The sequence below is a fragment of the Bremerella sp. JC817 genome, from assembly GCF_040718835.1.
GTDB lineage: Bacteria > Planctomycetota > Planctomycetia > Pirellulales > Pirellulaceae > Bremerella.
Genome location: NZ_JBFEFG010000074.1, coordinates 1 through 490, shown reverse-complemented (window position 1 = coordinate 490; position 490 = coordinate 1). Strand labels below are relative to the sequence as shown.

The 490-nt window shown below is 57.1% G+C and carries 1 protein-coding gene and 1 pseudogene; both read left to right on the top strand.

The window, feature by feature from the left end:
* Nucleotides 1–223 (top strand): annotated as a pseudogene (locus tag AB1L30_RS00345) (hypothetical protein); the annotation flags it as partial.
* Nucleotides 196–336, top strand: coding sequence for a hypothetical protein (locus AB1L30_RS00340; protein ID WP_367011368.1), 141 nt, complete (start codon nucleotides 196–198; stop codon nucleotides 334–336). The pseudogene AB1L30_RS00345 and the gene AB1L30_RS00340, both read left to right, overlap by 28 nt.
* Nucleotides 337–490: the final 154 nt, after the last annotated feature.

Sequence of the window (490 nt, the reverse complement as noted above, 5' to 3'; positions counted from 1 at the left end):
GTCGCGCGTTGGGATGCAGCGAGCCGCAATGATTGATTCCGACTTTTACTGTTTCGTCGACACCGCCATGGCCATGAAGATGGGCAAGCACTGCTTCACGCAGAAGCCTTTGACCCACAGCATCTGGGAAGCACGTCGCCTGGGCGAAATCGTACCAGCGCAGTCGAAGCCCGACTCCACCGAGCCCGACAACGAATGCGCGAGCGGCCCATTGGCGACTTGATCAAGGCTCTGCAGCAACTCGGCGCCGACATTCAAACCGAAAGCGCCGAACACAACGCCTCCGCCTATTCCAGAACCAGTTTCGTCGCTTCCGCTTCCAAATCAGGCGGATAGCCGTGCTTTCGGAGTCTGTTCAGCAGGTTTCTGGCCGGAATCTTCTGCTGGCAGTTCCTTGGCTGGTTTATTGCTAGATGGGTCGTCGGAGAGCGCATCTTCCACCATCTGTTCCACGGATCCGCCTAGCGAATCGATCAATTGTTGATCGAGC